The following is a 7,238-nucleotide window of genomic DNA, read 5'->3' on the forward strand; positions in this document are numbered from 1 at the left end:
TCGCCGACGAAGCCCACCCGTTCCGGCTGACGACGTCGCCGGCGCGCAACTTCCTCAATTCGACATTCTCGGAAACACCGGTGTCGAAAGCCAGGGAGGGCCGCCCGGAACTGCTTCTACATCCCGACGATGCCGCGGCACTTGGGCTGGCCGATGGCGACCGTGTCGAGGTCGGCAACCAGCGCGGCGAAGTCGTGCTGCATGCAAAATTGTTCGACGGCATCAAGCGTGGCGTGGTGATCGCCGAAGGCATCTGGCCAAACAGCGCCCATGAGCGCGGCGAGGGCATCAACGTTTTGACCGGCGCCGACGCGCCTGCACCCTATGGGGGTGCTGCCTTCCACGACAACAAGGTCTGGCTGCGCGCGGCAAGGTGAGAGAACTCAGTTGCTCTCGCGTCAAATTATACCGGCAGGGCTTCGGCCACCTTCTTTCGGTTTCGCCTAAGACTGATGTCGTCGGCGATCTGCTCGGCCTCGATCGAGATTTCGCGCAGCAATCCGGTGACCGGATTGTGAAAGCCGATGAGATAGAGGCCAAGCTCTGAAGCCCTCGCATTGACGCCGCTGCGCTCTGGCTGAACGCCGGGCTCCAGCAATTTGGCGTAGCCGGGCCGGAAGCCGGTGGCGAAGATGATCGCGTCGAACTCGCCATGCCTGCCGTCGGTAAAACGGGCGCCCTGTTCGGTGATCTCGGCAATGTCGGGTACGATCTTGATCGCACCTTCGCGGATCTTGCGCACCGTGCCGATATCGATCGTCGGAATGCGCGACGAGAGCGCGATCTGCTGCAGCATTCCTTGCTGCGGCCGCCTGAGCCCGTATTTCCCCAGCCTGCCCAACGCCAGATCGAGGATGATGGGAAACAAGGCATCGTTGATGCGCTGCGGCATCAGGCGCGCCGCCATGCCGATCATCTGGATGGGCACGCCAAGCAGTTCGCGCGGTACGATATGAACGCCGCCGCGCACCGAAATCGTCGGCCGCGCACCGCCTTCCACCAGATCGAGCGCGATCTCGGCGCCGGTATTGCCCATGCCGACGATCAGCACCGGCCGGCCGGCGAAAGGCACTGCGTTGCGATAGTCGGCGCTATGCAGCTTTTGGCCCTTGAAGGCATCGGCGCCGGCAAATCTGGGCATCAGCGGCTCTGCGTTGTTGCCAGATGCAATCACAACGTTTGAAGCATGCAAGGGACCGGTCGTCGTATCCACGAGCCAGCTTCTGCCCCGCCGGGTGATCGCCCGCACTGTTTCTCCAAATCGCGGCCGCAGATCGAAACGTTGCGCATAGGCATCTAGATAGTCGATGAAGAGATCGCGCGGCACATAACGCGGATAGTCCCTGGGAAAGGGCGCGAAGGGCAGCGAGGAAAAGCGCTTGGCCGTGTGCAAATGGACGCGCTCATAGTGGCGTCGCCAGGCGGGTGCGGCCTGCTGCTCCTTTTCCAGCAGGACGAAATCCTGCCCGCTCTGCCGCAGGCACGCGGCAATGGCCAGGCCCGCCGGCCCGGCACCGATGATCGCAACTGGGGTGGTGTCGTCCAAGCCGGCCTCCGCGGCAGAATTCACAGCCCGAGAATGTCAAAAACATGGTGGGAAAGTAAAGGCCTGCCGCGCGACAAATATTTAGACAGGCAAAGGCACCGTCAACCCTACCTTGACCCGGTCCATGGCAACGAACGTGCGGAATTTGCGGACATTGTTGCTGTCGAAGAACAGTTTTCGCGTCAGCGCCTCATAGGCGCCCATGTCGGCCACTGTGATGACCAGGATGAAGTCGGCCTCGCCGGTGACGTAATAGCATTGCTGGACCTCGGGGGTCGCCGAGAACTGCCGCTTGGCCGCGTCGATCAGTTCGGCGCGTTCGCTCTCGAGTTCCACCTCGACGAAGATGGTGATGGGTTGACCGACCGCTGCCGGCTCGACGACAGCGACATTGCCGGCAATGACGCCGGTCTGCTCCATGCGCTTGATGCGGCGCTGCACCGCCGGCGCCGACAGGTTCACCGCCTCGCCGATCAACCGCTGCGGCGTCGTGTTGTCGCGCTGCAGGATGGCAAGGATGGCGAGATCGAAACTATCGAGCGAGGACGGCAATGCAGGCAATGGAATATCCTGGACGAAACAAACTTGCATTTAAGAGACCATATTACAGCGCTCTTTGCGTTGCTCCTGCAATATGTTCTCGCTGACCAACGGGACCGGCCAATGTTCCTGCTCAACCGCAACGCATCGCACCGCCGGCCGCTCGATCCGATCGATGCCGAAACCCTTGGCGTGGCCGGAGCCGACACGGTCGAGCGTTTTCTCAGCCACCGCGACAATCACCGGATGACGCCGCTGCATGCACTGCCGGCGCTCGCCAGCGAATTCGGACTGGGCGCCATCCATATCAAGGATGAGGGCTTTCGCCTCGGCCTCGGCAGCTTCAAGGCGCTTGGCGGCGCCTATGCCGTCTTCCGCCTGGTGCTGGAGGAGGCCGGCAGTCGCCTTGGCCGGCTCCTCGATGTGGCCGATCTCGATCGGCCTGATGTGCGGGCGGTCGCCGCGGCGATGACATTTGCCTGTGCGACCGACGGCAACTATGGCCGCTCCGTCGCGCAAGGCGCGCAACTCGTCGGCGCGCGGGCGGCGATCTTCGTCCACGCCGGGGTCAGCGAGGAGCGCATCGCGGCGATCGCCCGCTATGGCGCCGAGATGATCCGCGTCCACGGCAATTATGACGATTCGGTCAGGCAAGCTGCCCAGGTTTCGGCCGACAAGGACTGGACCGTGGTCTCCGACACCTCGTGGCCGGGCTATGAGCGCATTCCCGGCCTGGTCATGCAGGGCTATACCGCGATCGTACGCGAAGCCTTGCGCCAACTCCCTCGGACGCCGACCCACGTCTTCGTGCAGGCCGGTGTCGGCGGCATTGCCGCCGCGCTGGCCGGTCATCTGGCCACCGTGCTCGGTGACGCTAGGCCGACCTTCATCGTGGTCGAGCCGGCGCGTGCCGCTTGTGTCTTCGCAGCCGCCCAGGTCGGGCGCCCGGTCAAGGTCGCGCACGGCCAGCCGACGGTGATGGCCATGCTTGAATGTTACGAAGCCTCGCCGGTCGCCTGGCGGGTGCTGGCGCGCGCCGCCGACGCCTTCATGACGGTGGATGAGGACGAGGCCATCGCGGTGATGCGGCGGCTGGCCTGGCCGGCCGGCGGTGACCCGGTGATCGTCGCCGGCGAAAGCGGTGGTGTCGGCCTTGCCGGGCTGATCCGGGCGGTGGCCGACAACCGGGCCGATCTTGGACTTGACGGCAAATCGCGGGTGCTGGTGATCAACACCGAAGGCGCCACCGACCCGCATCGCTACGCCGAACTGGTTGGCATGAACCCGGCCGATGTGCTGGAAGGCAAGATGACAGCCGAGGCAACGGCATGATCGCCATCGATGCGCAGCGCCTGCTCGGCCGCATCCGCGAACTCGGCGCTGTTGGCCGGGATGTCGAGGGCAGGCTGACCCGGCTGGCCGCCTCAGACACCGACAGGCAGGGCCGCGACCTCTTCGTCGGCTGGCTTCGGCAGGCCGGGCTCGATGTCGCCATCGACCGGGTCGGCAACATTTTCGGCATCTGGCAAAGCCCGGAAAACACCGGGCAAGCGCCGCTGCTCATCGGCTCGCACATCGACACCGTCATCGATGCCGGCATTTATGACGGCTGCTACGGGGTGCTTGCCGGGCTGGAAGTGATCGAGACGCTCAAGGCGACAGGCTTTTCGCCGTCGCGCCCGGTCGCGGTCGCCGCTTTCACCAATGAGGAGGGCGTACGCTACACACCCGACATGATGGGCTCGCTGGTCCACGCCGGCGGCATCGATGCCGAAACGGTGCTGGCGGCCGTCGGCACCGACGGCAGCGTGCTCGGGCAGGAGCTTGCCCGCATCGGCTATGCCGGCGACCGGGAACCCGGCTTCCTCACGCCGCACGCCTATCTCGAACTGCATATTGAGCAAGGGCCGGTGCTGGAGCGCGAAGGCTTGCCGGTCGGCGCGGTGGAGAATCTGCAAGGCATCTCCTGGCAGCGCATCACAATCGACGGCGTCGCCAACCATGCCGGCACCACGCCGATGTCGATGCGCAACGATGCCGGCCACGCCGCCGCCCGGGTCATCACCTTCCTGCTCGACCGGACCAAAGCCTCGAACGCGCCGACCGTCGCCACCGTCGGCACGATCCGCTTCGAGCCGAATGCCATCAATGTCATCCCTTCGCGCGCGGTCTTCACCGTCGATCTGCGCGATCCCGACGAACAGCGCCTGCAGGCGGCGGAAGCGGCGCTTGCCGCCTATCTCGAGCAGCTTGCCGCCGCTGAGAACGTGACGGTTTCGGTCGAGCAACTGGCCCGCTTCGAACCGGTGATCTTCGACCTGCGCATCGTCGAACAAATCGAGGCCGCCGCGAAACGCCGTGGCCTCGGGGTCAGGCGCATGACATCAGGCGCCGGCCACGACGCGCAGATGCTGGCGTGTATCGCGCCTGCGGCGATGATCTTCGTGCCGAGCGTTGGCGGCATCAGTCACAGTCCTCGCGAACACACCGATGACGCCGAGCTTGTTGCCGGCGCCAACATCCTGCTTGATGTGGCCGCGCAACTGGCAAAGTAGGTCAGAAGGGGCAGAAGCAGAAGGGGCAGAAGAATGTCTGAACTCGATCGCGACGCGCTGAAGCAGGAGATGATTTTCTGGCGGCGCGATCTGCATGCACACCCGGAATTCGGCTTCGAGGAGAAGCGCACCGCCGCCTTCGTCGCCGCCAAACTGCGCGAATTTGGGTTGGACGATGTCACCGAAGGCGTCGGCGGCACCGGTGTCGTCGGCACGCTGAAGCGCGGCAGCGGCAACCGGGCGATTGCGCTGAGGGCCGACATGGATGCGCTGCGCATATCAGAACAATCGGACGCATCTTACCGGTCCGGCAATCCCGGCATCATGCATGCCTGCGGCCATGACGGCCACACCACCATGCTGCTCGGCGCGGCAAAGCTGCTGGCCGGTGAGGGCGGTTTCGACGGCACCGTGCGCTTCGTCTTCCAGCCGGCCGAGGAATGGGGCAGGGGCGCACTCGCCATGCTCGAAGATGGGCTGATGCAGCGCTTTCCCTTCGACGAGATCTTTGGCCTGCACAACATGCCCGGCCTGCCGATCGGGCATTTCGAGACCCGTGCCGGACCCATAATGTCGGCCGAGGACAACTTCGAGATCGTGCTCAAGGGGCTCGGCGGCCATGCCGCGCGGCCGCATGCGGGCAACGAGACGCTGGTCGCGGCCTGCGCGCTGGTCACCAATCTGCAGACCATCGTCTCGCGCCGACTGAGTCCGGCCGACATATCCGTGGTTTCGGTGACCGAGCTGATCACCGACGGCACCCGCAACGCTCTGCCCGGTCTTGCCCGCATCCTCGGCGATGCGCGCAGCTTCCGTCCCGAGGTCAGCGCCGAGATCGAGCGGCAGATGCGCATTCTCGCCGAGGGCATCGCTGCCGCCTATAATGTCACCGCCGAGGTCAAGTACAGCAGGGAGTTCGTGCCGCTGCGCAACGATGCCGAACTGGTCGATGCCGCATTCGCCGCCGCCAGAGGCGTCTTCGAACCCGGCAACATCGCCGTCGCCCGCGAGCCGATGACCGCTTCGGAGGATTTCGCCCGCTTCCTCGACCACGTGCCGGGCTGCTTCGTCTTCCTCGGCAATGGCGAAGCTTCCGCGCCGCTGCACAATTCCAGCTACGACTTCAACGATGACGGGCTGCTGTTCGGCACGAATTTCCATGTAGCCGTGGTCAGGCAAAGGCTGGGTGGCGACGCGGGAAGATGATCGCGTTTTGATCGCCAACTCCCGGGTTTATTGAGATTGCCGGGATGATGGTCAAGACAAGCTCTTGACGGCTGGTGACCGATAGGGCCGTGTGCGTCGGTACGTTTTTAACAAAGACAATCCCCCGATGACGCAGGGGAAAGACTCAGCTAGCCTTACCTGTGCGGCGGACTTAATTATCCGCTTGGCCGGCGCTTCACTCCTCCCAAGCGGCGCCGGCCTTCTTCTCCAAAAGTTCGTCCGGGACGCCACAGCGGGTTGCGGCAGCACGCGAACCTCGCAAAGGCCAAGTTCCGCCTCCGGTTGCCTCGAGAATGCATCGGGAGCGCCGGCGAAACCGCCCTCCATCTTCGACTGCGCGCGTGGACGATTGGCAAGGGAACCAAAGGCTGTTTCTACGGTTGGTTCTGCTCCAAAGGAGTGTTGCACCATGTTCCGTCTGCTCGTCGCCGGCGCCTTCGCCTATGTCACTTATCGCATCGCCAGGAAGATGGTCGAAAACGTGCCCGATACGGTCGACCCGCTGCTGTTGCCGCCGTCGCAACCTGATCGCGAGACCTTGCGACGGCAGTCGGCCGACATGGGTGTCGATCCGCAACGCTAGCCGCGATCCCTTCTCTTCAGACCGGCCCCAGTCCTGCATGGGTTAGGTGTGCCCGCATCGATGTTGCGAACAAAGCAGAAACGATGCTTGATGGGCGATGAACCTCGCCACCGCTGATTCGACCTTTCGGGAACCGACCGTCCAGCCTGCCTATCTCGCGCGGCTGAACGATGCCCAGCGCCAGGCCGTCGAGCACGGCGCCGGTCAGATTGCCGGCCCGTTGCTGGTCATTGCCGGCGCCGGATCTGGCAAGACCAACACGCTGGCGCATCGCGTCGCTCATCTGATCGTCAAGGGCGCCGACCCGCGCCGCATCCTGCTGATGACGTTTTCGCGCCGCGCGGCATCCGAAATGGCCAGGCGCGTCGAGCGTATTGCCGGCGAGGTGCTCGGCCGCGATGCAGCCGTCATCACCGATGCGCTGACCTGGGCCGGCACCTTTCACGGCATCGGCGCGCGGCTGTTGCGCGACTATGCGCTGGAGATCGGTCTCGACCCGGCCTTCACCATCCATGATCGCGAGGATTCCGCCGACCTGATGAATCTGGTCCGCCACGAACTCGGCTTCTCGAAGACGGAAGCGCGTTTCCCCACCAAGGGCACTTGCCTTGCCATCTATTCGCGCGCGGTGAACGCGCAGGCGCCGCTCAACGAGGTGTTGGGTTCCGCCTTTCCCTGGTGCGCCGGCTGGGCGGAGCAGCTGAAAGAATTGTTCGCCGGTTATGTCGAGGCCAAGCAGGCGCAAAACGTGCTCGATTACGACGATTTGCTGCTCTACTGCTGTCTC

General features: G+C 64.3%; 8 protein-coding genes. 6 read left to right on the forward strand and 2 right to left on the reverse strand.

Annotation, left to right across the window (positions count from 1 at the left end):
* Positions 1 to 377: molybdopterin dinucleotide binding domain-containing protein (locus EN879_RS17975; protein ID WP_281034595.1), on the forward strand; the 377-nt coding region annotated here is incomplete at its 5' end.
* A gap of 26 nt (positions 378 to 403) precedes the next feature.
* On the opposite strand, the gene EN879_RS17980 is transcribed toward EN879_RS17975, so the two are convergent.
* The gene (locus tag EN879_RS17980; protein WP_013532464.1) at positions 404 to 1,546 is read right to left on the reverse strand and encodes an NAD(P)/FAD-dependent oxidoreductase; all 1,143 of its coding nucleotides are present in this window, start codon (positions 1,544 to 1,546) and stop codon (positions 404 to 406) included.
* Between the two features lie 81 nt (positions 1,547 to 1,627).
* Positions 1,628 to 2,137: an Lrp/AsnC family transcriptional regulator gene (locus tag EN879_RS17985; RefSeq protein WP_063167707.1), complete on the reverse strand. Its 510-nt coding sequence runs from the start codon at positions 2,135 to 2,137 to the stop codon at positions 1,628 to 1,630.
* Positions 2,138 to 2,209: 72 nt separating this feature from the next.
* Here EN879_RS17985 and EN879_RS17990 point away from each other — a divergent pair, with 72 nt between their 5' ends.
* The 5 genes from EN879_RS17990 to EN879_RS18010 all read left to right on the forward strand — a co-directional run.
* Positions 2,210 to 3,418 (forward strand): diaminopropionate ammonia-lyase, encoded by a 1,209-nt coding sequence (locus EN879_RS17990; protein ID WP_013532462.1) that lies wholly within the window; start codon positions 2,210 to 2,212, stop codon positions 3,416 to 3,418.
* The gene (locus EN879_RS17995; RefSeq protein ID WP_013532461.1) at positions 3,415 to 4,641 is read left to right on the forward strand and encodes a Zn-dependent hydrolase; all 1,227 of its coding nucleotides are present in this window, start codon (positions 3,415 to 3,417) and stop codon (positions 4,639 to 4,641) included. The genes EN879_RS17990 and EN879_RS17995 overlap by 4 nt, the downstream gene beginning before the upstream one ends.
* A 33-nt stretch (positions 4,642 to 4,674) precedes the next feature.
* Entirely contained in the window at positions 4,675 to 5,847 is a 1,173-nt protein-coding gene (locus tag EN879_RS18000; RefSeq protein ID WP_013532460.1) for a M20 aminoacylase family protein, read from the forward strand.
* 430 nt (positions 5,848 to 6,277) lie between these two features.
* Entirely contained in the window at positions 6,278 to 6,451 is a 174-nt protein-coding gene (locus EN879_RS18005; protein WP_013532459.1) for a hypothetical protein, read from the forward strand.
* Between the two features lie 97 nt (positions 6,452 to 6,548).
* The coding region (locus EN879_RS18010; RefSeq protein WP_164774454.1) for an ATP-dependent helicase at positions 6,549 to 7,238 on the forward strand (690 nt) is incomplete at its 3' end.

Origin of the sequence: Mesorhizobium sp. M7A.F.Ca.AU.002.02.1.1 (genome assembly GCF_003998535.1) — a bacterium.
In the GTDB taxonomy this organism is placed as follows: Bacteria; Pseudomonadota; Alphaproteobacteria; order Rhizobiales; family Rhizobiaceae; genus Mesorhizobium; species Mesorhizobium ciceri.

Bases quoted from the DNA above. Each gene is read 5' to 3' on its own strand.
- EN879_RS17995 (WP_013532461.1), top strand. From the start codon at position 3,415: ATGATCGCCATCGATGCGCAGCGCCTGCTCGGCCGCATCCGCGAACTC.
- EN879_RS18000 (WP_013532460.1), top strand. From the start codon at position 4,675: ATGTCTGAACTCGATCGCGACGCGCTGAAGCAGGAGATGATTTTCTGG.
- EN879_RS18005 (WP_013532459.1), top strand. From the start codon at position 6,278: ATGTTCCGTCTGCTCGTCGCCGGCGCCTTCGCCTATGTCACTTATCGC.
- EN879_RS17990 (WP_013532462.1), top strand. From the start codon at position 2,210: ATGTTCCTGCTCAACCGCAACGCATCGCACCGCCGGCCGCTCGATCCG.
- EN879_RS17985 (WP_063167707.1), bottom strand. From the start codon at position 2,137: ATGCAAGTTTGTTTCGTCCAGGATATTCCATTGCCTGCATTGCCGTCC.